Origin of the sequence: Euzebya pacifica, from assembly GCF_003344865.1 — a bacterium.
In the GTDB taxonomy this organism is placed as follows: domain Bacteria; phylum Actinomycetota; class Nitriliruptoria; order Euzebyales; family Euzebyaceae; genus Euzebya; species Euzebya pacifica.
Genome location: NZ_CP031165.1, coordinates 1,587,543 through 1,607,888, shown reverse-complemented (window position 1 = coordinate 1,607,888; position 20,346 = coordinate 1,587,543). Strand labels below are relative to the sequence as shown.

Genomic DNA, 20,346 nt, shown 5'->3' with positions numbered 1-20,346 from the left:
GATTCCGCGGTAGTGCCGCTCGTCGACCCTCCGTCGGTCTAGCGTTGCGGTCATGGCTGACATCCTCGTGCGGGGCCGGGCCGAAGCCCGGCTGGCCCCCACCGCCGCCCACATGACCATCACCGTCAAGGTGGCCGGCGCCCCCACGCAGGCCGAAGCGGTGGACCGTGCAGCCATCCGTTGCCGCACCGTCGACGCGGCGGTGGACGGACGGCGCAACTCCCTCGTCCGCGGTGCGGTGGACTACTCGGTCCGGACCGGACAGGAGTGGGACTACTCCGGTCAAAAGGGTCGGCGGCTCATCGGCTACTTCGCCACCCGCTCCACGGAGGTCGAGTGCGAACCCAACGGCGAGGCGCTGACCGCCTTCCTCCGGGAGGTCGGCGAGATCGAGCAGGTCCAGGTCAACGGCCCGCGATGGGCGATCGCCCCTGATGCCGCCGGATACGACGCGCTGCGAGAGGCCGCCGGTGCCGATGCCCGTCGCAAGGCCGAGTCCTACGCCGCCGGCCTCGGCAGCCGCGTCGGCTCGCTGCTGTGGATCGCCGAGCCGGGTCTGCGGATCGGCGGCGACGCCAGCGGGGGCCCGCGCCCCGAGATGATGGCCGCCGCGTCACCCCGGGCGATGAAGCGCGGCGGCCCGGGGCAGGACGAGGACGAACCCCTGCTGGTCCGTGTCAACCCCGAGCCGATCACCGTGTCGGTGACCGTCGAGGTCGGCTTCGCGCTGGTCGAGGGCTGACCCCGGCCGACGTCGCCCTCGTGGCTACAGGTTGTCGCGCAGCCAGGTGATGTCGTCGGCGACCGTGTCGCCCGGGGTCTCGCAGATCACCGGGGCGTCGGCCAGGCGCACGGCCTCCAGCAGCCGGTCGTCGGGGATCTGGCCCTTGGTCAACGTCTCGTGTCGGTCGCGGCTGGATCCCAGCTCGTCCCGAGAGTCGTTGCAGTGGACCAGGTCGATGCCACCGGCGATGTCGGCGAACGCCGCCACGGCCTCGACGACGTCCAGGCCTGCCGACCAGCTGTGGCAGGTGTCGACGCAGAACCCGGGGTCGAGGTCACCGATGGTGTCCCACAGCTGCCGGATCGACTCGACCAGGCGGGCAACGGAGTTGTCGCCACCGGCGGTGTTCTCGATCAGCACGGGCACGTCGGTGTCGAGCTGCTGCAGGGCCTTGCGCCAGCGTCCGAAGCCCTCCGCGACGTCCTCGTCCCCCGTGACGGTCCCGCCGTGCACGATCACGGCGGCGGCGCCGATCTCGGCGGCGGCGTCGCAGGTCTGCTGCAGGATCTTCCGGCTGGGGATGCGGATGCGGCTCTCTGCCGACGCGACGTTCACCAAGTAGGGCGCATGCACGTAGATGGGCAGCTCGGCCGCCCGCAACGTCGCGGCGTCGTCCCGCGGGGCCGGCTTCTTCCAGCTCTGCGGGTTGCCGAGGAACACCTGCACGCAGTCCGCGCCGATGGCCTCGGCGGTGGCAAGCGGGTCGGAGGGGGAGATGTGGGCACCGATCAACATGCCGTCGATCGTAGGCGGCCTACGCTGGGGCGGTGCCCGCCACCGAGCCCGTGACCACCCCCGCGCCGCCAGAGGTCGTGGACCGGGTCGAGGGCGAGCTGCGCCAGGGGTGGTGGGCGACCACGCTGCTGACCGCGGTGCCGGTCGTGGTGGCCGTCCTGGTGGGGTACGTGACGGTGGTGCAGGTCGCCGGTGGGGACTGGCTGGCCCTCCTCTTCCCGGGCGTGATCCCGCTGTTCGCCGGCTGGGTCGGGGTGCGCTGGCTGGCCCGCACCATCTCCGTCAAGAACGCCGAACGCCGGATGGATGCCGACACCCGCCGGCAGGCGATCTACGTGCGGGGGCTGAGCGGTACCCACCGGATGGCGGCGGTACAGCATCCCGAGGGGTTCGCGGTCCTCGACTCGATCTGGCGGTCGTGGACGGGCTCGGTCACCGCGGTGCGTCGGCTTCGGACCCACCGGACCTGGCAGGCCAACCGAGACGTGCTGGAGGTCGACGTCCGCCACGCGTCGGGCCGGGTCGTGACGGCGCTCCTGACCGTGGAGGCCGCTGGAGCGCCCGAGGTCGGGCAGCGCCGCAGGGTGCTGGAGGACCCCCATCACCCGCGAGCGGTCATCGACCTGCGACGTCGATGAGGTAGCCCCCGTGACACCCCCGAGAAGGAGCAGGCCATGAGCGGACCGGTCGAACCCCAGGACCTTGCCCCCGGCGACCACCCCCATGCAGGCATCGAGGTGACGGAGGGACGGCACGCATCCCTACCGGGCGTCGACGTGGTCCGGGTGCTGCCGACCAAGGGCCGCCGGACGGTCGGCGCGTGGTGTTTCGTGGACTGCATGCTGCCGCCCGACGCGGAGGACCCCGACCCGATGGAGGTCGGGCCGCATCCCCACATCGGCCTGTCGACGGTGACCTGGCTGTTCGAGGGCGAGGCCGTCCACGGCGACTCGCTGGGCACCGAGCAGCTCATCCGCCCGGGCCAGCTCAACCTGATGACCGCTGGTGCCGGCATCGCCCACGCCGAGCTGGGGCTCGCGCCCGGGATCCAGGGCGTGCAGCTGTGGGTGGCCCAGCCCGAGGAGACACGCCACGGCGACGCGGCGTTCCAGCACCTCGCCGAGCTGCCCGTCGTGGACACCCCCATCGGCCCGGCGACGGTGCTGATGGGGTCGATGGGCGGCCAGACCTCACCGGCCCGCCGGGACAGCGAGATGGTCGGCGTCGACCTGTCGTTGCGGGCCGGCTCGCTGGAGCTGGAGGCCGACCCGACCTTCGAGTACGCGATCGTCCCCATGGACAGCCCGGTGAAGGTCGGCGATGCGATCGTCGAGCCCGGCTGGTTGGGCTACGTGCCCCCGGGCAACGACCACGTCCACCTCGAGGCCGGCGAGTCCGGCGGCCGCATGCTGCTGCTCGGCGGGGTGCCCTTCGAGACGGTCGCCATGTGGTGGAACTTCGTCGCCAGGACCCGGGACGAGATCACCGAGGCGTGGCGCAGCTGGCAGGCCCACGACACCGACCGCTTCCCCGAGGTCCCCTCCGACCTCGCGCGCATCGACGCCCCCAAGCCCCCCTGGGTCCGCTAGGCCCACCCCAACGCGTGTCGGCTCATCGGCACGGCACACCAGCCAGCCGACACGCCTTCGAGGCGTGTCGCGTCATCGGCGCACAACGCCGGCAAGGCGACGCGCATCCGATGCGTGTCGGCTCACCAGCGCCTCGTGCCGGTGAGGGGACAATCGTCAGACGCCGCGGAGGTGCTGGGCCCGGCGGACCCGTTCGACGGCGACGCGGTAGGCCGCGGTTCGCATGTCGACCTCGTCGGCGGCCGCTCGTGACCGCGTCTCGTCGACGGCGGCGAACATGACCTCGGCGAGGCGTGCCATGACCCGTTCGTGCGTCCACGGGGTGCGGGAGTGGTTACCGGCCCACTCGAGATAGGACACGGTCACGCCGCCGGCGTTGGCGAGGATGTCGGGTACGACGGTGACGTCGCGGCCGCAGAGGACGTCGTGGGCATCAGCGGTGGTCGGGCCGTTGGCCGCTTCGACCAGCACCCGACAACGCAGCGCCTCGGCCACCTCGGGTGTCACGACGCCGCCGATCGCCGCGGGGACGACGATGTCGACGTCGAGGGTCAGCAGGTCGTCGGGGTCCATCTCCTCCGCGTCGGGCAGGACCTCGGCCACGGGCGGTGGCTTGGCCTCGGGGTCCTCGCGGAGGCGACGGGCGAGGGTGTCCAGGGGCAGGCCACCGGGGTTGTGGCGTGCGCCGTCGACGTCGCTGACCGCAACGATGCGCGCGCCGCGTTCGTGCAGCGCCATGGCGGCATGCGCGCCGACGTTGCCCAAGCCCTGGATGGCCACGGTCGCCCCGTCGACGTCGAGGCCGATGTCCGCACAGACGCGTTCGGTGGCCATGGCGACGCCGGTTCCCGTCGCTTCGGTCCGGCCCGGACAGCCGCCCAGCACCAGCGGCTTGCCGGTCACGACGGCCGGCGAGTAGCCGTGGACGTCGGAGTAGGCGTCCATCATCCACGCCATCTCCGCCGGACCGGTGCCCATGTCGGGGGCGGGGATGTCCAGGTCCGGTCCGATGATGGGGTCGAGGCGCTGCACGACCTCCTTGACCAGCCGCTCGAGCTCGCCGGCGCTCAGGGTGGACGGGTCGCAGGCCACCCCGCCCTTGGCCCCGCCGAAGGGGATGTCGACCAGGGCGGTCTTCCACGTCATCGTGGCGGCCAGCGCACGGAAGTGGTCGAGGTCGACATCGGGGTGGAACCGCATGCCGCCCTTGAAGGGGCCGCGGGCACGGTCGTGCTGCACGCGGTACCCACGGAAGACCGTCAGCTCACCGGTGTCGCGGCGCAGGGGCACCTCGAAGGTGACCTCCCTGAACGGCGTCTGCAGCATGCGGCAGGCGTCGTCGTCGAGGCCGAGTCCTTCGGTGGCGGCGTCGAGGAAGCGGGCAGCGTCGGTGTCGAGGCTCATGCCTCGGTTCCTTTCCCAGCCAGCTCCGGGACTATTCCCCGGCGGTCAGTCCTGCTCGGGGTGGGGAACCACCAGCTCGGCGGTCGACCGGAGCTCGTCGGTGGTGCCCTGGGGACGGTGGCAGTACCCCATCACACAGCTCGACCCGGACCGCTGCGGCCCGAGCTGGTGCACGTGGCCGAGCCGCGCGCTCGCCCACGCCTCGAGGTCGACGAGGACGGCGCCGGCCTGCAGGGACGCAACGGTGGCGTCGTCCACGTCGGACGGGAGCGTCGCGGTGACGTCCCAGGTGATCACGATCCGGTCGTCGGTGCGCTCGACCTGCTCGTCGGGGATGGCCACGACCCGACCGGCGTCACCGAGGCAGTCCCTGCGACGATCGACCACCCCGACGCAAGCATCCGGGGAGAGGGTCGAGTCGCTGACGACCTGCAGGTCCCGCGCACAGTCGACCTTCACGATGGCGGCGCTCGAGCTCGCCGTCGGGGCCTCGTCGCGGGCCTCGACGTACCGGTCGCACCCGTCCTCGCCGGTCCAGCCGACGCGGTGGCTGGTCGGGACACCGTCGTCCAGTCCGCCGGCGACGTCGATCACCACGGTGGCCACGACCTGGCCGTCGACGTTGAGCAGCGTCATGCCGACCGCACAGATGTCGACGGGGGCGAGCACGATCTCGCTCGTGCCCTCCTGCGTGGGGTCCCCGCTGCAGTCGTCCTCGATCGTTGCGCTGCTCGATGGCGTCGCCCCCGCAGGCAGCGCCATCACCGTCACGAGCAGGAGCGCGACCAGCGCATGCAGCCGCCGTGCAGAACCCATTGAAGAACCCACCATCCTCGTCGTGCCGAACCACCCGTCCGGTCCCACTTCCCGGTGATTCGCCCTGGCGGCTCGTTCTCCTGCACGGGTTCGACAGAATCTTCCCGCTGACGCGTCAGAAGTCCTTGATCGCGTCGAAGGGGGTCTTGCACGACCGGCAGGAGTGGGTCGACCGGCACGGCGCCGACCCGAACGGCGAGTCGTCCCGGGTGTTGCGCGAGCCGCAGTGCGGACAGGTGACCCCGTCGTCCACGGCATCACCGGACCGACGACGGCCGAGCTGCACGAGCGCCTGACCGGACCCCGGCGGGGCGATGCCCGCCTCGGTCAGGGTGGTCCGTCCGGACTCGGTGATCCGCTCGGGGCCCCAGCCGATGTCACGACGCCAGACCACGTCGACGTCATCGATCCCCTGCACGCCCAGGACGGCCGACTCGATGTCGGCACCGATGTAGTCGATGGCCGGGCAGCCGGAGAACGTCGGGATGACCTCGACCCGTGCCCGTGCCCCCTCCACGGTGACGTCGTGGACCATGCCGAGCTGCCCGATGGTGACGGGCGGCATCTCCGGGTCCTCGACCGCCGCCGCGGCCGCACGGACGGTCGCGGTCAGGTCGGTCAGCGCAGACGTCACGACGTCGGCCATCACCACGTCGCCCCCGGGTGCTCGCGGTACAGCGCCGTCATCTCCTCCCACATGGGGGGGAAGTCCTCGGTGTGGGTCCCCTGCCGCCCGCCGAGGCCGCCGGCCTCGTCGATGGCGTCGAGGGTGTCGGTCAGGCCGAACCGTTCGTAGTCCTCCGCCAACGCCTGGCGCCACGGCTCGAACATGCCCTGCGAGGACACCGGGAGGATGCCGACCTTGACCAGCTCCTCCTCCCACGGGAGGGTCTCGAAGAGGCCACCGACCTCGGCCAGCATCCGTCGCGCACCCGCACGGATCCGCTCCATGCCGTCACCGGGGCCGTCGGCAACCCGATCGAGCCACGCCCGGGCGTGGGCACGGTGCAGCCGCTCCTCACGCATGATCGGGCCGAGCACCCCGTTGATCGAGGCGTCGGTGGACTCCGTCAGCACCGACATGCGCACGTGGTCGTACAGGTCGTAGGCGTGCTGCCGGACGATGGTGTAGGCCCAGTCGCCGGGTTCGCGTTCCAGCAGGACGGCGTGGCGGTACTCCTCGGGCCGGCGGCCGAAGGCGAGGGTGTCCTCGTCCTCCCCCGTCAGCTCCTCGGCGACGCCGTACCAGATCGCGGCGTGCCCGATCTCGTCCTGGGCCAGGGAGGAGAAGGCAAGGTCCTCCTCCAACGTGGGGGCAACCCCGGTCCAGTGGGAGTGGCGATGCCCGATCATCAGCTCGTCGTCGGCGAGCGACAGCACGAGGGCCAGCTTCGGATCGTCCGGGGCCGTCCAGGATCCGCGGGTGGCGCGGGGCACGTTGGTCATCCGGGTCACTGGTGCACCCCCGGGCGCGTGCCCTCGATGCGGACACCGAGGTCGGCGATGCGCTGCTCGGCGCGTCGACGCTTCGGACCGAGCGGATAGCCCGCAGACACCCGGTAGGACTTGTCCGTGGCGCCGACGACGTCACGGCTGTCGGCGACCGGCACGACGTCGTCGCCGTCGCGGATCGCGCAGTCGACTCCTTCGCCGTGGCGGAAGAAGGAGTGGAGGGCGAAGCCGAGCGCCATCTCGCGGTCGGGGGCACGGACGTAGCCGACGGTCTCCCAGTCGTCGTCCTCGCGACGCTTCTGCAGCACGGGGTAGCGGCCCATCAGGCACCCGCCCCCTGCAGCGCCGGCGAGTCGGCGGTGTCCAGGCGTGGCTCGCCCATCAGCTCACGCGCCCACGAGTTGGCGTCGGTCATCCAGATACGCCACGACAGGCGGGTGTCGGTCATCGGCCCGTTGCCCTTGGCGATGGTCCGCAGCTCGTCCCATGACGGCTCGGTCCACGTCCAGTGGTCGGCGTCGGGGTCGTAGGACAGCGCCGGGTCGGGGATGGAGATGCCGAGGTCCCACAGCTTGGGGACGTAGCGGTCGAAGAACCGCTGCCGCAGCTCCTCGTTGGTCTCGGTCTTGATCCGCCAGTACAGCAGCCGGTCCTTCTCGGCCGGGGTCTTGGGACCGAAGAAGTGCATGACGGGCACCCACCAGCGGTTGACGGCGTCCTGCAGCATCTCGCGCTGGGCCTCCGTGCCGCCACCGAGCTCGAGCAGCAGGTCCTCGCCGTGGCGCTGGTGGAAGGACTCCTCGGCACAGACACGCTTCATGACCCGCCGGTAGGGGGCCAACGACGTGGTCAGCAGCGCGGTCTGCGTGATGATCGCCGCACCGTCGACGAGGCAGCCGATCACGGCGACGTCACCCCACGACATGGTCGGGTAGTGGAAGACGTTGTGGAACTTGGTCCGCTTGTTGAGCAGGTCCGACAACATCTCGGGGCGGGGCTTTCCGAGGTCCTCGGCAACCCGGTAGATGAGGTGGCCGTGGCCGACCTCGTCCTGGACCTTGGCGGTCAGCGACATCTTCCGCCGCAGCGTGGGGGCGCGGGAGATCCACTCGCGTTCCGGCAGCGCCCCCATCAGCTCGGAGTTGGCGTGCATCTCGATGAACTTGATGGCCATCTGGCGGTACTCGTCGGGCATCCAGTCGTCGGCCTCGACGGTGCCGCCCGCCTGGACGTGCTCCACGAACGCGGCGGTTCGTTGCTCGAGGTCGGTGTCCAGCGTGGTCATGTGCTCGGCCCTCCACGGGTGTTCGGCGAGACGACGTCCGGGCAGGCGATCGTCGTGTTACACGATCATAGACCATTTGCCGTTTCCTGTAACACGTCAATCCGGGAGGGGGCGTGCCCAGTCGAACACCACCGCCGTCGCGGAGGGGGCGAACCGGACCCGCTCGACGTCCCCGAGCGGCAACCCGGCTGCGGCACCGAGCTCGTCGTGCACGACCGTCGTCGACGCCTCGTGCAGCGGCCAGGGATCGTGGACGACCGGCGCATGGTGCAGCACGCCCCTGACCACGCTGTACGCCGCCCAGCGGTTGACGAGGAACCGGTCGAGGTCGTCGGGCGCGGCCGGTGGGCCGACGCGGACGCCCACCAGGCTCGTGGCGCCGACGGGTTGGGGCCAGCGACGTCGGCACCAGTACCGCAGCTCCTGCCCCTCCCCTGCCGGCCCTCGCCGCAGGATCCGCATGCGCGACCAGGTGTAGGGCACGCCGAAGAGCGTCCGGGCGGCGGGCGGCATCCAGGCCCGGGTGACGTCGAGGGAGTGGAACCACACCGCCGGGCCCCGCCCGCCACGGACGTAGGTGCGGACGTTGGTCTCGGGGAACGTGGTCAGGCGCGGGATCGCCGGCAGCGGGGGGAGGGTCAGGTCGACCATCTCGAAGGGCACCAGGGACGCCCAGGCCGATCCGTCGAACAGGTCGGGCTCGAGCCCGTCGGGCAGGAGCGCCTGCAGCCGGGCAGGCTCGATCCGCCAGTGCAGCATGGTCACGTCGCGCCACACCTGGGTGGCGGCAGCCCGACCGATCACGTGTGGAGAGCCGTCGGGGTAGTCGTGCTCAGCCATCCTCGGCCACCCCGGGTCGGACGACGAGGGGAACCGACTGATCGGGGTCGCGTGCCCATGCCACGTCGACGGTGGCGTGGACCTCCCATCGGATGCGGATCATGGAACCGTCGTAGGTGACCGGTCCCTCCCGGGGAACGGTGAGCACCGCTTCGAAGACGGGTGGGATGGGCCCGGCGTCGGCGGTGTGCACCACGCGGTCGACGACCCCCCGGTTGCGGGTTCCGCGACCCTCGGTGTACCAGCGCAGCTCGACCCGGACCTCCTTCGGTGCCTTGTCGTGCTGCCAGCTGGCCCGGGCACGGACGACGTCACCGACGACGGCGACGCGACGGTCGGTCTCCAGGACGATCACGACAGCCCCAGCCGGTCGAGGTCGCTGCGCTGTGCCGCGGGGACGATCCACAGCGGGACGACGGAGTCCTCGGTGAAGCCGTCGGTGAAGGTCATGTCGACGTGCAGCTCCCAGGTCACCTTGTTGTCGCTGGCCTCGAAGCTGGGTGGGAAGGAGGGGATCTCCAGGAGCATCTCGCCGATGACGTGCCGGCCGTCCCACGCTCGGGCCACCTCCACGGGGATGGACTGGACCTCCTCGGTGGCGGTGCGGGTGTCGGTTCCCTGCCGGTACCGGACCCACTCCCGCAGCACCAGCCTCGCGGTGATGTCGCTGGTGTCGGTCGTCCCCTGCTTGACCAGCCGTCGAAACCGCACGGGCACCCGGCTGCCCAGGAAGAAGACCGTGGAGGGCACGTCGACGACCCCTGGCTCGAGCCGGTCGGTGATGCGCTTGTTGCGTCGCCAGATCCACAGGAGGAAGGCGGTGATGGCCAGCAGGACCACACCGGTGGCCCGTGTGCCGGAGGTCGGGACGGCGAGGAAGACCAGGCCGAGCACGCCGAGGAACACGGCGATCACCAGCGGGACGGCGGTCAGCCGGCCGGTGTCACCGCGGGAGGCGAGGGTGTGCGGCAGCTCGGGAGTCACGAGCCGCTCCAGACCTGCATCGGCGCCGCGGGGGAGGCGGCATCTGCCGCGGGGGAGGCGGCATCGGCTCGCGCGGCGGCCCAGCGGTGCAGCTCGGTACCCACGGTCCACCAGCACCCGTCCGCACGGCGAGCGATGTCCGCGGCGAGGGCGTCGGGCAGGTCCAGCCGGTCGGTGGTCCCGTCCACCAGGACTGCCTCGATCCGGCGGACGGCGAAGGCCCGGACCGTCGTCGCCGTCGGTCCGGGCAGGACGTGGCTGTGGTCGGCGAGCCCCGTCCGGCGATGGGTGCCGAGCAGCACGAGTGCCCCACGCCGACGTGCCCGCGTGACCGCGAGCCGCAGCAGCTGCGGGGGGACCCGGTCCACCTCGTCCCAGGCGACGGTCCCGCCGACCTCGGGCATGGGGAACCGCCCGAACCGGTCGAGCCCGGGGTCGACGTGGCGGTAGGGTCCCGGACGGTCCCGCAGCCACGCCATCAGGTGGGTCGTCTTGCCGGCTCCCTTGCACCCGACGAGCTCGATGACGCCCGTGGGGGGTGGGTCGGGCACACCGACATCCAGCCGCACGGCCTCGTCGACCCCCGGGGAGTCCTCGGCGACGAACGGATTGCGATGCAGCCCGAGGCGAAGGTACGGATCATCCCTCATTGCGGGCAAGCCTAGGACAGGGCGGCGTTCCGGCGTCGCGGTCGGTTCAGCTCCGCGCCATTCCCGGGAGCGCCCTGCGGACGGCGTTGACGAGGCCGTGCAGGTCGGACGGGTCAACACGCACCGCGTCGAGGGCACCGGCGCGCGGCGCGTCGATCGGGCCGACCAGCAGGTGGTCGACGAGGAGCTCGGTGTCCACGCCGCTGTCGGCACCCATCGTGTGGCTGTCCAGCGCCAGGACGTCGACCTGCTGCCCGGCCAGGCGCCGGGCCACCCACGCCGCAACGGGCGCGGTGGGGCCGGCACCGATGACCAGCCCGCGACGGCCACGGTGCAGGACCCGCGGGTCGCCGAAGGAGGTGCGTTCGGGGTCGGGCTGCTCGGGCAGGCCCGCCAGCGGCTCCGGCAGGTGCAGCACGACGGGTTCGTCGGCGCCCAACGCCCCGATGAGCAGGGCGGGCAGGTCCAGCTCCCAGCCGGGCTGGCAGACCGTCGTCCCGGCGCGATGGGCAGCCCCCAGGTGCATCGGGTCGGCGCTCAGCAACACCATCGGCGCGGTCAGGCCCGACGGCAGCACGCTGACCGTTTCGTCGAGCACGACGATGGCTTCCCCGCCCCCGCGCCGGATGCCCTGGCCGACCGACAGCCGCGATGCCGCGGGGGCCACGGTCACCAGCCGCTCGGGCCAGATCTGGGTGAACCAGCTGACCAGCGACGTGTCGGGTCCCGAGACGACCAGCAACCCCGGCCGTTCCCCTGCCAGCCGTACCAGGACCTCCCCGAACGACTGCGCCAGCGACGCCACGACCTCGTTGGTCACCGGTCCTCCCGCGTGGCCACGACAACGCTCGCCCCGTCCTCGGCATCACGGACGGCGTGATCCAGGGCCGAGAGGACCGACCACGCGTCGTCGTTGTCCGCCTGATGGACCGACAACCCCATCGCGCGCAGCAGGCCGACGATCCGTCCCGCATCGCTGCGGGGGCCGACCACGACGGGGCACAGGCGCACCGGGTCGAGCCCGGGCAGCATCGCGGCAGCCTCCATCGTGGCCCCCTGCGTGAACGCGGCGGTTCGCAGCAGCACCCAGGTGCGTCCGCCTGCGGTCCGCCGGCTGCGGATGGCGGCCACCCCGTAGCCGAGCGCAAGGGCGTCGTCCTCCCCCGCCCCCATCCACCCCTCGCGCAGGGTCCCGAACGCCCGGCCGCCGAGGACGACGGCGTCGGCCGGGGTCAGCTCGCCGCCGGTGACGCCGGCATGGCGCAGCGCCGCGAGCGCCACACCACCCGGCCCCCTGATCCGGTCCCCGGCCGCCTGCACGTCAGCGGGCCGGACCGCGTCGAAGAGGCTGCGGCGGGGGGCGCCGACGACCTGCATCGACCGGTTCGGGGACCGGTCAGTCGACATCATCTCCCCCAGCCGGCTCGCCCCCGCGTGCCTGCCACTGGAGGTAGGCCGTCATGAAGTCGTCGAGCGCCCCGTCGAGCACGGCCTGGGTGTTGCCGGTCTCCTGTCCCGTCCGGTGGTCCTTGACCATCTGGTAGGGATGGAGGACGTAGGAACGAAGCTGGCTGCCCCACTCCACGGACCGCTGGTCACCGCGGACCGCGGCCAGCTCGGCCTCGCGCTTCTCGCGCTCGAGGACCGCCAACCGGGCCTTCAGCAGCCGCATGGCCGTGGCCTTGTTCTGCAGCTGGGACCGTTCGTTCTGGCAGCTCGTGACCAGGCCCGTGGGAATGTGGGTCAGCCGAACCGCCGAGTCGGTGGTGTTGACGCCCTGCCCGCCGGGTCCCGACGAGCGGTACACGTCCACGCGGAGGTCGTCGTCGGCGATCTCGATCTCCTCGTCGCCTTCCTCCATCTGGGGGATGACGTCGATGGAGGCGAACGCGGTGTGGCGTCGGGCCTGGGAGTCGAACGGGGAGATGCGCACCAGCCGGTGCACGCCGTGTTCGGACCGCAACCAGCCGTACGCCCGGGCCCCCGCGACGGAGAAGGTGGCCGAACGGATGCCGGCCTCGTCGCCGAACTGCTCGTCGTACACCTCGACCTTGAAGCGGTGGGCCTCCGCCCAGCGCCGCACCATCCGGTACAGCATCTCCGCCCAGTCCTGGGAGTCGGTGCCACCGGCGCCGGCGTGCACGGTCACGACGGCGTCGTGGCCGTCGTACTCGCCGCCGAGCAGGACACGGGTCTCGAGCTCGACGAAGTCCTTGGCCAGCCCCTCCAGCCCTTCGTCGACCTCGGCCAACGCGTCGGCGTCGTCCTCCTCACCGGCGAGCTCCTCGAGCACCTCGAGGTCGTCGAGCCGCTGTGCGAAGGAGTCGTGGACCTTCACGTCGTCCTCGACGGCCGAGAGTTCCTTGGTGACCTTCTGCGCCGCAGCCGGGTTGTCCCACAGCCCGGGCGCTGCCGCTTCGAGCTGCAGCTCGCTCAGGCGCGCGCGCTTGGTGTCCAGGTCAAAGATACTCCTTGACCTGGGCCAGCTTGGTCCGGTACTCGGCGAGGGCGTTGCGCTGTTCGGTTGCCATGTCCGTGCAGGCTATCGCGCGACGCTACGCGCCCCTGTCCGCCCCGTCGATCGTCGCCAGCCGCTCGAGGACCAGGGCGAGGAAGCGCTGGGCGTCCTCGGGGTCCTCGACGGGCGCGTCGAGCTGGACGTAGGCGGTCGTTCCGTCGTCGAACACCAGCGTTGGTGGCCTGAGGATCCCGTGCTCCTCTCGGGCCTCCGCCATCCAGTAGCCGACCTCGGCCTTCAGCCGCTCCATCTCCTCGTCGTACTCCGCCAGCGGCAGCCCGGCGGCCGCCCCGACCTGCAACCACATGGCCAGCTCCGCGTGCGCAGACTCCGCGTCGACCCCGATCCGCTCGTAGGCCGTGTCGATCAGCCGCGCGACCGCCTCGGGACCGTGATCCCGGGCCTGCTCCATCAGCATCAGCAGCTCGAGCCCGAACGTCGGCGCCTCGCAGTCCCACGGCTCGGCGACGTCGAGGCTGAACGGTCGTGCCTCGATCTCCGCCTGCAGCCCCAACGCCCTGATCCAGCCCCAGACCCGGGCACTCTGGACATCGCGGAGGTCCAGGTGCACGGCGATGAGGTGGGTCATGGATCGGTGCCGGTGAACCTACGTCATGGCCCTCGGTCGAGGTCGGACGACGTGCAGGTCGGTCTCCCGTTGTCGCACCGGCCGGGTAGGATCGGCAGCCAGATGGAGGAGGACTTGACGTGACGCCGCTGATCGACGCAACCGAGATGTACCTCCGCACCGTGTGGGAGCTGGAGGAAGAGGGGGTCCCTGCGCTGCGCGCCCGCCTCGTGGAACGCCTCGGCGTGTCCGCGCCCGCGGTCAGCGAGACCGTGAACCGGCTCATCGACGACGGGCTGCTGCAGCTGGACGAGAAGCGGCGGGTCAGCCTCACCGAGGACGGCCGCCACCTGGCTGCAAGCGTGATGCGCAAGCATCGCCTTGCCGAACGGTTGCTGACCGACGTCATCGGGCTGGACTGGGAGCAGGCCCACAACGAGGCCTGCCGTTGGGAACACGTGATCTCCGACATGGTCGAGGCACGGCTGATCGAGGTCCTCGGCGACCCCACGACATCGCCGTTCGGCAACCCGATCCCGACCGGTGACGACACACAGTCGTGGACCAACCTGATCACCGCCCGCGAAGCCGCCGCAGGAACGATGCACGGCACCGTCGAACGGATCAGCGAGAAGCTGCAGGCTGACGTCGACGTCATGCGGCGACTGCACGCCGCGGGCATCGCGCCGGGCACCGACGCGGCGCTGAGCGCCCGTGGCGGCGACATCGTGCTCACCGTGGATTCCGAGGAGGTCGTGCTGTCCCCCGACGCCGCCTCGCTCGTGTGGATCAACGCGGCATCCTGAACGTCCACCGGTAGGCTGCCGCGGTCGTGACTGCCTCGTTCCCCCCGCCCTCCGTCAGCCACACCCACGAGGTCCGCCTCACCGGCGCCGCCGACGGGCTGGACGTCGTCCGCGCCTGCATCGACGACCACGACGGCCTGGTCGTGGACGCGCTGGCCGGCGACCCGACGGCCGCCGACACCGACCTGGTGACCTTCCGGGCCGGGTCCGTCGAGCACGCCGCCGCGATCGTCGCGGCGATCGGCGAACTCCCGGGCATCGCCGTCGTCGACCACGTCGACGTGGTGCTCGCCCGCCACGACGGCGGCAAGCTGCGGATCTCCTCCACCTCGGCGGTCAACGACCTGACCGACCTGGCCTTGGTCTACACACCGGGCGTCGCGCGCCCCTGCATGGACATCTTCGAGGAGCCGGCGAAGGCCTACGACCTGACCATCAAGCGCAACGCCGTCGCGGTGGTCAGCGACGGGTCGGCGGTGCTGGGGCTGGGCGACATCGGACCGCTGGCCGCCATGCCCGTCATGGAGGGCAAGGCCATCCTCATGCGGGACTTCGCGGGGGTGGATGCCTACCCCATCTGCCTCGACGAGCGCGATCCCGACCGGCTGGTCGACATGATCGTGGCGATGTCGACGGGCTTCGCCGGTATCAACCTGGAGGACATCTCTGCCCCCCGGTGCTTCGAGGTCGAGGGCAAGCTGCGGCAGCGGCTGGACATCCCGGTCTTCCACGACGACCAGCACGGCACCGCAGTCGTGGTGCTGGCCGCCCTGATCAACGCCGTCGAGGTCGTCGGCAAGACGCTCGGCCCGGACCTGCGGGTCGTCGTCCAGGGCATCGGCGCAGCCGGGATCGCGGTCGCCAACCTGCTGATGGCCGCTGGCGTCAGCGACGTGGTGGGCGTCGATCGGGACGGCATCGTGACCGCTCGCCGCAAGGACGCCCGCGACCCGATCTTCCGCCGCTTCGGCAAGCAGACCAATCCTCGCGACCTGCGCGGTGGCAAGGCCGTGGCCCTCGACGGCGCCGACGTCTTCATCGGGCTGTCGGCCGGCAACACCCTCTCGGTGGCCGACGTCGCCACGATGGCCGACGACGCGATCGTCTTCGCCATGGCCAACCCCACCCCCGAGATCGACCCTGCCGTTGCCCGGCAGCACGCGGCGGTCGTCGCCACGGGGCGCAGCGACTTCCCCAACCAGATCAACAACGTGCTGTGCTTCCCCGGCCTGTTCCGTGGGTTGCTGGACGTGCGGGCCTCGGCGGTCACCGACGAGGTGAAGCTGGCGGCCGCCCGCGCGATCGCCGGCATCGTCGACCCGGCCGAGCGAGGGCCCGACATGATCATCCCCTCTCCGCTGGACCGGCGGGTCGTGCCCGTCGTGGCCGCCGCCGTCGCCGAGGCCGCCACCCGGTCGGGGGCCGCACCCGTCGAGGACGCCTGAGGTGCAGGGCTGGACAGCCGAGGGACTGCACGCCATGCGAGCCCGGCTGATCGCGGACGTCAGCGGCCTCGACCCCGTGGACGACCGCGAGGCACGGTCGATCGAGGAAGTCCTCCACGGCCTGCGAACGCTGCCGCAGCCGTTGGACATCGACGCCGATCCCACACACGTCACCGGGTCCGCCATCGTGCTGTCGGCGCGTGGCGTGGTGCTGCTGAAGCACAAGCGGTTGGGGATCTGGCTGCAGCCCGGCGGCCACGTCGACCCCGGTGAGGACCCCGCGGCCGCTGCCGTCCGTGAGGCCACGGAGGAGACCGGCCTCGTGGTCGACCATCCAGCCGGCGGACCGACGCTGGTCCACGTCGATGCCCACGACGGTGGCCGGGGCCATCGCCACCTGGACCTGCGCTACCTGGTCCAGGCCGCCCCGGACGATCCCGACCCGCCGCCGGAGGAGTCACAGGACGTGGCATGGTTCGGCTGGGATGCCGCGATCGACCGTGCTGACGAAGGGTTGCGTGGGGCCCTCCTCGGACTACGCAGCGTCCAGGGACCGCCGAATACATGAATCGCCACGTCGCCCATGTCACTGTTGGTCATGGACGCGGCGGTTGCATTCCGCCATGCTGAACGGAGGATGTCGAGCCACGAGCGGACGAGGGCCGAGGATGACCTTCACGTCACCCTCGACATCACCACGCCCGCCTCGACGACCCGGCCGAGGGATCCGCTGGACGACCTGACGACTCCCGCGACCGCCCGGCTGGCCCGTCGAGCCGACCGCCTCCGGCGGCGTGACGTGTCGCGTTTCGAGCGCCTGGCGCAGGATCACGACGTCGCACCGCGGCGGCTGCGCCTGCTGGCCGATGCATGGGCCGAGGCCGGACGGCCGGGGATCGACGCGCTCGGCCCGGCGATCCCCGTCGACCAGGGCCTGATGGAGCGCGCCGGCGACGTGATCGAGACGTGGCGTCGGCGCCACTTCCCCCTCGACGCGCTGCGGGTCGACGTCTGGCGCAACCGCCTGACCGTCTGGTGGATGCGTCCCACCGGCGACCCCACCGGTGTGCTGGAGTCCCACCCGTTGATGCAGCTGCGCCGGACCGACGACGGACGATGGCACCTCTACCGTCGTGCGGTGCAGGGCGAATGGTGGCCGGTGGTTGTCCGTGGGCGCCGACGTCGCCAGTCGTTGTCGGCCTGCCTGGACGCCGTCAGGGCCGACCCCCTGCACCATTTCTGGGGGTCCCAGGGGCCGCCCGACGACCTGGCCGTCGGCGACAGCATGCCTGACTGGCCGCTGGGCTGACCCGCCTCGGGTGCCCGGAGCCGGGGTGCGTGGTGCCGGGAGCCGGGGTGCCGGGAGCCGGGGTGCCCGGACCGACGCGACGGTCAGCCGGTGCGGAGCTGCTGGCTCCAGTCGCTGATGACGTCGGCGACCTCGATGCAGACCTCGTCCTCGGTCCTGCCGTCGGACTTGCGGACCCGGTAGGAGTGATCCGCGCCCGCGACCACGTGCAGGGTCGCCAGGCCGTCGGGCATCGCCGCCTCCAGCTGTGCCCTGAGGCTGTCCAGCGGGGCCAAGCTGTCGCGGTCACCGCTGAGCAGAAGGATCGGTCGGGTGAGCGACGGCCAGTGGGCCACCCGCAGCTTCTCGGGCTTGCCCGGCGGGTGCAGCGGATAGGCCAGGCACGCCACCCCGTCCACGCCGAGGGACTCCGCGTCCACCGCCACCATGCTCGCGATCCGGCCGCCCATCGAACGGCCGCCGATGACCAACGGGCGGTCGGCGCCGAGCGCCGGCCGCAGTGCGGCGATCACGTCGCGCCACGCCTGCTCCAGCCGTGGCGCGGGATCGGGACGTCGGCCACCCCGCTCGGTGTAGGCGAAGTTGAACAGGGCCACGGCATGACCGCGGCCGACGAGGTCCGCGGCGTGCCGCTGCATCAGCCGGTGGGTCATGTCGGTCCCGGCGCCGTGGGCCAGCACGATCGCCGCGGCGTCGGGATCGCTGCCGTCCCACACCTGGGCGGTCGTGGACTCCACCGACTGGGGCGGCGTCAGGGGGACGGTGATGGTGCGGGGTTCGGGCACGGGGACCTCGTCTGCAGGGTGGCTGTCGTTGGGTGGCTGGACAGGTGGAGTGGCCGGGCCGAAAGGACCTGTTGCCACGAGGTCCGGAGGGTAGCGTCGGAGGACGAACCGATGACCCGCCTGTCGCTGCCCGTACGCGTGCTGGTCTGGGTGCTCGTGACCGTGCTGCTCTACGCCGCGCTCACGTTCGTCCAGATCGCGGTCACGGCTGTCCGCGACCAGTCCGAGCCGTCCGACGCGATCCTGGTCCTGGGCGCTGCGCAGTACCAGGGCCGCCCGTCCCCCGTCTTCGCCGCCCGCCTGGACCATGCGGCGGATCTGTACGCCGAGGGCTTGGCGCCCGTCGTGGTGGTGACCGGCGGCCGCCAGCCGGGCGACACCCTGTCGGAGGCCAACGCCGCTGACGCCTACCTGCAGGCTCGGGGGGTCCCGGACACGGCCCTGCGGCTGGAGGTCGACGGGCGCACGTCGTACGAATCGCTCGCGGCATCGGCCCGGTTCATGCGCGCCGAGGGGATCACCGACGTGATCCTGGTCTCCGACGGCTGGCACCTGCAGCGCAGCGCCGAGATCGCCCGGTCGGTGGGGCTGGACCCCCATCCCTCTCCGGCGGAGGAGTCGCCGTACGGGACCGCGTCCGCGCTGCAGCAGATGGTCCGCGAGACCGCGGGGCTGGCCGTGGGCAGGCTGATCGGGTTCCGTCGGCTGGACAACCTGGCGACGGCCTCGATCGTCCCGGGTATCTGACGGTCCGTCAGGCTGGGGGTGCCGTCCAGCGATAGTCGTCGAGGTCGAAGGTCCGTGCCCGCACACCCGCCATCGGGGTCGGCGACAGCCTGGCGATCGCGGCCTCACCCTGCTCGTTGAAGTAGTAGCTGTTGGCCCGGCCGCAGTCGCCGCTGGTGAACAGGCTGCGGGCGGCGCTGCGACGCATGCCCTCGACGTAGCGACCTTCGGCCTCGGCGGTGGCCTCGAACACCTGCGTGCCCGTCCGTCGGAGGTGGCCCATGACCCGCGAGACGTGGGCCATCTGCGCCTCGACGGTGAAGAAGTACGACAGGCCCGAGTAGGTGTAGGGCGCGGGGAGGTAAAAGAGGTTGGGGTAGCCGTGGACGGTGATGCCCTCGTAGGACGTGAACCGCGTCGTGCGCCACTGCGTCCCCAGGTCCCGACCGTCACGCCCGAGGACCGGGAACGGCGGGTAGTTCCCCTCCTCCATCAGCCGGAATCCCGTCGCCAGCACCAGCACGTCGGCTGGGTGGTGGACCCCGTCGGTGGTCGTGATGCCGTCGGCGTCGATCCGTTGGATTCCGTCGGTCACCAGGTCGACGTGGTCCTCGGCGAAGCAGGGGTAGTAGTCGTTGGAGAACGTCGGCCGCTTGCAGCCGAACTCGTAGGTCGGCGTCAGCTTCCGGCGCAGCTCGGGGTCCCGGACCTGCCGACGAATGTGCGCCCGTCCGAGCCGCTCGGCGAACGCGGTCAGGGCCGGCGCGTCGCGGTGGAACAGCACCGACAGGCTGAGCAGCTCCAGCAGCCCGCTGTTGGCGTGCCGGGCAAGGCGCTGGACGAGGGGGAGGTGACGGAACACCGTCCGCAACGGCCGTGGGATGGGGCCGTCCACCTTGGGTACGCACCAGATCGGGGTCCGCTGGTAGACGTCGAGGTGGGCGGCCCGGGCCGTCAGCTCCGGGACGAGCTGCACCGACGTGGCCCCGGTGCCGATGATGGCCACCCGTCGACCGTCGATCTCGACGTCGTCGTCCCACCGGGCGGTGTGCATGACGTCGCCCGCGAAGTCGTGCAGGCCGGGGATGTCGGGGACCTTGAGGTGGGACAGGAACCCGGTGGCCATCACCAGGTACCGGCAGGTCAGGCCGGGCTGGCCGTCGATGTCGACGTGCCAGCGCTGCCCCTCCTCCTCCCATCGGACCCCGGTGACGTTGATGGACAGCCGCAGGTGCCGGCGCAGGTCGTGGTCGTCGGCGATGCGGTTGGCGTAGGCCCTCAGCTCCTCCCCCGGCGCGAACACCCGGGACCACGAGGGGTTGGGCGCGAAGCTGTAGGAGTAGGTGACCGAGGCGATGTCGACGGCCAGGCCCGGGTAGCGGTTGACGTGCCAGGTCCCGCCGACGCCGTCCTCGCGGTCGAGGATCACGAAGTCCTCGATGCCGTCACGGCGCAGCTGGATGGCGATGCCCATGCCGCCGAACCCGGCCCCGACGACCACGACCTGGTGGTCGACGGCAGCAGGATCGCTCCGGGTTGGCGACGACGCGGGACGCACAGCAACGTTCATGCCATGGAATGATGGCACATCCGATCGGGCGGACCGGTCGTCGGGCTGGGGTTTGTGGCCCCGTGTCGTCGTTTCCTACC

Annotated in this window: 25 protein-coding genes; 8 read left to right on the top strand and 17 right to left on the bottom strand. The window is 71.6% G+C overall.

The annotated features are described in order from the left end of the window. The first annotated feature begins 52 nt into the window (after positions 1-52). A complete protein-coding gene (locus DVS28_RS06640) occupies positions 53-742 on the top strand; it encodes an SIMPL domain-containing protein (protein WP_114590765.1) in 690 nt (229 codons plus the stop codon). 24 nt (positions 743-766) lie between these two features. Here DVS28_RS06640 and DVS28_RS06635 read toward each other — a convergent pair whose 3' ends face one another. After that, positions 767-1,519 carry a deoxyribonuclease IV gene (locus DVS28_RS06635; protein ID WP_114590764.1) on the bottom strand — a complete coding sequence of 251 codons (753 nt, stop codon included), beginning with the start codon at positions 1,517-1,519 and terminating at the stop codon, positions 767-769. Between the two features lie 32 nt (positions 1,520-1,551). Here DVS28_RS06635 and DVS28_RS06630 point away from each other — a divergent pair, with 32 nt between their 5' ends. Together DVS28_RS06630 and DVS28_RS06625 are read left to right on the top strand one after the other, a co-directional pair. Next, positions 1,552-2,157, top strand: coding sequence for a hypothetical protein (locus DVS28_RS06630; protein ID WP_114590763.1), 606 nt, complete (start codon positions 1,552-1,554; stop codon positions 2,155-2,157). Positions 2,158-2,193: 36 nt separating this feature from the next. Beyond that, complete coding sequence (locus tag DVS28_RS06625) at positions 2,194-3,108, top strand: pirin family protein (protein WP_114590762.1); 915 nt, start codon at positions 2,194-2,196, stop codon at positions 3,106-3,108. Between the two features lie 156 nt (positions 3,109-3,264). Here DVS28_RS06625 and DVS28_RS06620 read toward each other — a convergent pair whose 3' ends face one another. The 14 genes from DVS28_RS06620 to DVS28_RS06555 form a co-directional block, all read right to left on the bottom strand. After that, a complete protein-coding gene (locus DVS28_RS06620) occupies positions 3,265-4,512 on the bottom strand; it encodes a Glu/Leu/Phe/Val family dehydrogenase (RefSeq protein ID WP_114590761.1) in 1,248 nt (415 codons plus the stop codon). Between the two features lie 45 nt (positions 4,513-4,557). Further along, positions 4,558-5,328, bottom strand: coding sequence for a hypothetical protein (locus DVS28_RS06615; protein WP_114590760.1), 771 nt, complete (start codon positions 5,326-5,328; stop codon positions 4,558-4,560). Between the two features lie 115 nt (positions 5,329-5,443). After that, positions 5,444-5,974 (bottom strand): 1,2-phenylacetyl-CoA epoxidase subunit PaaD, encoded by a 531-nt coding sequence (paaD, locus tag DVS28_RS06610; RefSeq protein ID WP_164710021.1) that lies wholly within the window; start codon positions 5,972-5,974, stop codon positions 5,444-5,446. Beyond that, positions 5,974-6,774 (bottom strand): 1,2-phenylacetyl-CoA epoxidase subunit PaaC, encoded by an 801-nt coding sequence (gene paaC / locus DVS28_RS06605; protein WP_164710020.1) that lies wholly within the window; start codon positions 6,772-6,774, stop codon positions 5,974-5,976. The genes paaD and paaC overlap by 1 nt, the downstream gene beginning before the upstream one ends. Positions 6,775-6,779: 5 nt before the next feature. Next, the gene (locus DVS28_RS06600; RefSeq protein ID WP_114590757.1) at positions 6,780-7,103 is read right to left on the bottom strand and encodes a hypothetical protein; all 324 of its coding nucleotides are present in this window, start codon (positions 7,101-7,103) and stop codon (positions 6,780-6,782) included. Beyond that, positions 7,103-8,065, bottom strand: a complete 963-nt coding sequence (paaA, locus tag DVS28_RS06595; protein WP_114590756.1) for a 1,2-phenylacetyl-CoA epoxidase subunit PaaA — start codon at positions 8,063-8,065, stop codon at positions 7,103-7,105. Before paaA ends, DVS28_RS06600 begins: the two co-directional genes overlap by 1 nt. Before the next feature lie 96 nt (positions 8,066-8,161). Further along, positions 8,162-8,905, bottom strand: coding sequence for a YqjF family protein (locus tag DVS28_RS06590; RefSeq protein ID WP_114590755.1), 744 nt, complete (start codon positions 8,903-8,905; stop codon positions 8,162-8,164). Next, positions 8,898-9,260, bottom strand: a complete 363-nt coding sequence (locus DVS28_RS06585; RefSeq protein WP_114590754.1) for a hypothetical protein — start codon at positions 9,258-9,260, stop codon at positions 8,898-8,900. The genes DVS28_RS06590 and DVS28_RS06585 overlap by 8 nt, the downstream gene beginning before the upstream one ends. Then, the gene (locus tag DVS28_RS06580; RefSeq protein ID WP_114590753.1) at positions 9,257-9,889 is read right to left on the bottom strand and encodes a hypothetical protein; all 633 of its coding nucleotides are present in this window, start codon (positions 9,887-9,889) and stop codon (positions 9,257-9,259) included. The genes DVS28_RS06585 and DVS28_RS06580 overlap by 4 nt, the downstream gene beginning before the upstream one ends. Next, positions 9,886-10,539 carry a hypothetical protein gene (locus DVS28_RS06575; RefSeq protein WP_114590752.1) on the bottom strand — a complete coding sequence of 218 codons (654 nt, stop codon included), beginning with the start codon at positions 10,537-10,539 and terminating at the stop codon, positions 9,886-9,888. Before DVS28_RS06575 ends, DVS28_RS06580 begins: the two co-directional genes overlap by 4 nt. A 46-nt stretch (positions 10,540-10,585) precedes the next feature. Then, the gene (locus DVS28_RS06570) at positions 10,586-11,359 is read right to left on the bottom strand and encodes a hypothetical protein (protein WP_114590751.1); all 774 of its coding nucleotides are present in this window, start codon (positions 11,357-11,359) and stop codon (positions 10,586-10,588) included. Beyond that, complete coding sequence (locus DVS28_RS06565; RefSeq protein ID WP_164710019.1) at positions 11,356-11,949, bottom strand: hypothetical protein; 594 nt, start codon at positions 11,947-11,949, stop codon at positions 11,356-11,358. Before DVS28_RS06565 ends, DVS28_RS06570 begins: the two co-directional genes overlap by 4 nt. Continuing rightward, a protein-coding gene (gene prfB / locus DVS28_RS06560; RefSeq protein WP_425461039.1) for a peptide chain release factor 2 occupies positions 11,936-13,070 on the bottom strand; the annotation gives its coding sequence in 2 pieces (ribosomal slippage) (positions 11,936-13,009 and positions 13,011-13,070; 1,134 coding nt in all). Before prfB ends, DVS28_RS06565 begins: the two co-directional genes overlap by 14 nt. Positions 13,071-13,094: 24 nt before the next feature. Further along, a complete protein-coding gene (locus DVS28_RS06555; RefSeq protein ID WP_114590748.1) occupies positions 13,095-13,646 on the bottom strand; it encodes a hypothetical protein in 552 nt (183 codons plus the stop codon). Positions 13,647-13,765: 119 nt separating this feature from the next. Here DVS28_RS06555 and DVS28_RS06550 point away from each other — a divergent pair, with 119 nt between their 5' ends. From DVS28_RS06550 to DVS28_RS06535, 4 genes are all read left to right on the top strand, one after another. Next, complete coding sequence (locus tag DVS28_RS06550) at positions 13,766-14,431, top strand: metal-dependent transcriptional regulator (protein WP_114590747.1); 666 nt, start codon at positions 13,766-13,768, stop codon at positions 14,429-14,431. 26 nt (positions 14,432-14,457) lie between these two features. Then, the gene (locus tag DVS28_RS06545) at positions 14,458-15,876 is read left to right on the top strand and encodes an NAD(P)-dependent malic enzyme (RefSeq protein WP_114590746.1); all 1,419 of its coding nucleotides are present in this window, start codon (positions 14,458-14,460) and stop codon (positions 15,874-15,876) included. 34 nt (positions 15,877-15,910) lie between these two features. Beyond that, entirely contained in the window at positions 15,911-16,444 is a 534-nt protein-coding gene (locus DVS28_RS06540; RefSeq protein ID WP_216826443.1) for an NUDIX hydrolase, read from the top strand. 69 nt (positions 16,445-16,513) lie between these two features. Continuing rightward, positions 16,514-17,185, top strand: a complete 672-nt coding sequence (locus DVS28_RS06535; protein ID WP_114590744.1) for a DUF3024 domain-containing protein — start codon at positions 16,514-16,516, stop codon at positions 17,183-17,185. A gap of 83 nt (positions 17,186-17,268) precedes the next feature. Here the strand turns inward: DVS28_RS06535 and DVS28_RS06530 are convergent, their stop codons facing one another. Further along, positions 17,269-17,970, bottom strand: a complete 702-nt coding sequence (locus DVS28_RS06530; RefSeq protein ID WP_216826442.1) for an alpha/beta family hydrolase — start codon at positions 17,968-17,970, stop codon at positions 17,269-17,271. 111 nt (positions 17,971-18,081) lie between these two features. Here DVS28_RS06530 and DVS28_RS06525 point away from each other — a divergent pair, with 111 nt between their 5' ends. Next, positions 18,082-18,717, top strand: a complete 636-nt coding sequence (locus DVS28_RS06525; protein WP_164710017.1) for a YdcF family protein — start codon at positions 18,082-18,084, stop codon at positions 18,715-18,717. Between the two features lie 7 nt (positions 18,718-18,724). Here the strand turns inward: DVS28_RS06525 and DVS28_RS06520 are convergent, their stop codons facing one another. Beyond that, positions 18,725-20,266, bottom strand: a complete 1,542-nt coding sequence (locus tag DVS28_RS06520; protein ID WP_114590741.1) for a flavin-containing monooxygenase — start codon at positions 20,264-20,266, stop codon at positions 18,725-18,727. Between the last annotated feature and the right edge of the window lie 80 nt (positions 20,267-20,346).

What these genes read in the sequence shown, in the direction of transcription:
- DVS28_RS06620 (WP_114590761.1), bottom strand. Translation starts at nt 4,512, where the DNA reads ATGAGCCTCGACACCGACGCTGCCCGCTTCCTCGACGCCGCCACCGAA.
- paaD (WP_164710021.1), bottom strand. Translation starts at nt 5,974, where the DNA reads ATGGCCGACGTCGTGACGTCTGCGCTGACCGACCTGACCGCGACCGTC.
- DVS28_RS06525 (WP_164710017.1), top strand. Translation starts at nt 18,082, where the DNA reads ATGACCCGCCTGTCGCTGCCCGTACGCGTGCTGGTCTGGGTGCTCGTG.
- DVS28_RS06640 (WP_114590765.1), top strand. Translation starts at nt 53, where the DNA reads ATGGCTGACATCCTCGTGCGGGGCCGGGCCGAAGCCCGGCTGGCCCCC.
- paaA (WP_114590756.1), bottom strand. Translation starts at nt 8,065, where the DNA reads ATGACCACGCTGGACACCGACCTCGAGCAACGAACCGCCGCGTTCGTG.
- paaC (WP_164710020.1), bottom strand. Translation starts at nt 6,774, where the DNA reads ATGACCAACGTGCCCCGCGCCACCCGCGGATCCTGGACGGCCCCGGAC.
- DVS28_RS06535 (WP_114590744.1), top strand. Translation starts at nt 16,514, where the DNA reads ATGTCGAGCCACGAGCGGACGAGGGCCGAGGATGACCTTCACGTCACC.
- DVS28_RS06540 (WP_216826443.1), top strand. Translation starts at nt 15,911, where the DNA reads ATGCGAGCCCGGCTGATCGCGGACGTCAGCGGCCTCGACCCCGTGGAC.
- DVS28_RS06615 (WP_114590760.1), bottom strand. Translation starts at nt 5,328, where the DNA reads ATGGGTTCTGCACGGCGGCTGCATGCGCTGGTCGCGCTCCTGCTCGTG.
- DVS28_RS06555 (WP_114590748.1), bottom strand. Translation starts at nt 13,646, where the DNA reads ATGACCCACCTCATCGCCGTGCACCTGGACCTCCGCGATGTCCAGAGT.
- DVS28_RS06520 (WP_114590741.1), bottom strand. Translation starts at nt 20,266, where the DNA reads ATGAACGTTGCTGTGCGTCCCGCGTCGTCGCCAACCCGGAGCGATCCT.
- DVS28_RS06565 (WP_164710019.1), bottom strand. Translation starts at nt 11,949, where the DNA reads ATGATGTCGACTGACCGGTCCCCGAACCGGTCGATGCAGGTCGTCGGC.
- DVS28_RS06600 (WP_114590757.1), bottom strand. Translation starts at nt 7,103, where the DNA reads ATGGGCCGCTACCCCGTGCTGCAGAAGCGTCGCGAGGACGACGACTGG.
- DVS28_RS06625 (WP_114590762.1), top strand. Translation starts at nt 2,194, where the DNA reads ATGAGCGGACCGGTCGAACCCCAGGACCTTGCCCCCGGCGACCACCCC.
- DVS28_RS06590 (WP_114590755.1), bottom strand. Translation starts at nt 8,905, where the DNA reads ATGGCTGAGCACGACTACCCCGACGGCTCTCCACACGTGATCGGTCGG.
- DVS28_RS06575 (WP_114590752.1), bottom strand. Translation starts at nt 10,539, where the DNA reads ATGAGGGATGATCCGTACCTTCGCCTCGGGCTGCATCGCAATCCGTTC.
- DVS28_RS06635 (WP_114590764.1), bottom strand. Translation starts at nt 1,519, where the DNA reads ATGTTGATCGGTGCCCACATCTCCCCCTCCGACCCGCTTGCCACCGCC.